This window comes from Enterococcus sp. CSURQ0835 (assembly GCF_902706605.1).
Lineage (GTDB): Bacteria > Bacillota > Bacilli > Lactobacillales > Enterococcaceae > Enterococcus_A.
This window is the reverse complement of the sequence record NZ_CACSLH010000069.1, coordinates 1-1,403: the sequence shown is the minus strand read 5'-3', so window position 1 is coordinate 1,403 and position 1,403 is coordinate 1. Positions and strand designations below refer to the sequence as shown.

Here is a 1,403-nt window from a genome sequence, read left to right as displayed (position 1 = left end):
CACTAGTGTTGCACAAATAATTTCAGAAAAATCTGAAAACTATGTTTCATTCAAAATTGCAAAAAAGTCGAATGCTTACGCAGCGGATGACTTTTATTCCAGAAATTGTACGTTTTATTAAATTGAACTCGAGAGCAGCACCAACATTCTTTTCTAATCAATCATCTGGTTTGAACTGCCCAAGCCAATCTTCGGCCGGGTCAAACATTAGGTAATGAAATGTTTTCTTCAATAGAAATAGTGTCGCTTTAGTGTTGAGCTCTATCTTCACCAAGTAGGTCAATAAGGTCGCAATAAGGGTTAGTATTACTTGATTTATCGCGCCTTGCTCGCTTTGAGAATAGAGTTTCTTGATGACTACATTCTGCTTTAGATGTTTGAAAAACAGTTCGATATGCCAGCGGGATTGGTACATGTCTGCGACCTGGTTTGGCGTTGCATCAAAACGATTCGTTACAATTCGCAGAAGCTTTTGTCCTTTTGTCAGAACAGTTACCAGCCTTAATCGTTCTGTGACGTGGTTGACGCCACCGCCGAGAATGACATGTTGGTCGCTAATAATCTGTCCGTCGGTCATCTTAGGGCTGTCAACTTCAAATTGCTCTAATACTGTTACTTTAGTATTTTTCTTGATTCTGGTGACAAAGAAATAACCATCACGATCCATTTTATCTAGCAGTTGATAATCGAAATACCCCCGATCAACCACATAAGTCGCTTCCGCTTTGTCCACGAATACTTCAAAGTGATTGCGATCGTGTTCACTTGCGTTGGTAATCGTAAAATTCTCTGGATACTGGTTATCCTTATCCAAGTAACAGAGGTTCAAATGGAGCTTGATACCGGCTTTTGTCTTGCGAAACTTCGCCCAAGGAAACCAAGTTTTATTCAATGGAATGGTTGTCGAATCAATGATTTGCATACTAGTTGTTTTTGAACTCGGCTTTTGTTTGGCTATTTTGCCAACCAAATCGGTGAATATTTCCATAAGTACTTCTTGGTCCATCTCGGCTGTTCGCCTAGAAATGGAACTGTAGGATATTGAGTCAATCCCGACTTCTTTACAAAGTCGTTTATCCAGGAAAGCACGATCGATTTCTCGGAAACTAGCTAATTCTTCATAAACAGCGTACAAAAGCACCTTCATTATGGCTTGGAAATCGAGCTTTTTACTGTAGTGATCGAAGTTTTCAATGTTGTTTCTAGACTTTTCGGACAATTCATCCAAATTAATGGAAGAAAGCCATTTCTGAAATGATGTTTTTGAGTTATACTTATCCATGCGTAGGTCCTTTTTATTGGTCTTGGATAAGTCATCCGAGAACAGTATAAAGGATTTTTTTGTACATGAATAGCTTTATAGCAATGCTTTTAATGATTTGAAGTTCTTTGCAACACTAGTG

The 1,403-nt window shown here is 38.6% G+C and carries 1 protein-coding gene; it reads right to left on the bottom strand.

The window, feature by feature from the left end:
* Nucleotides 1-157: 157 nt before the first annotated feature.
* Nucleotides 158-1,282: an IS4 family transposase gene (locus GVJ38_RS14110; RefSeq protein ID WP_159723815.1), complete on the bottom strand. Its 1,125-nt coding sequence runs from the start codon at nucleotides 1,280-1,282 to the stop codon at nucleotides 158-160.
* Nucleotides 1,283-1,403 lie beyond the last annotated feature (121 nt).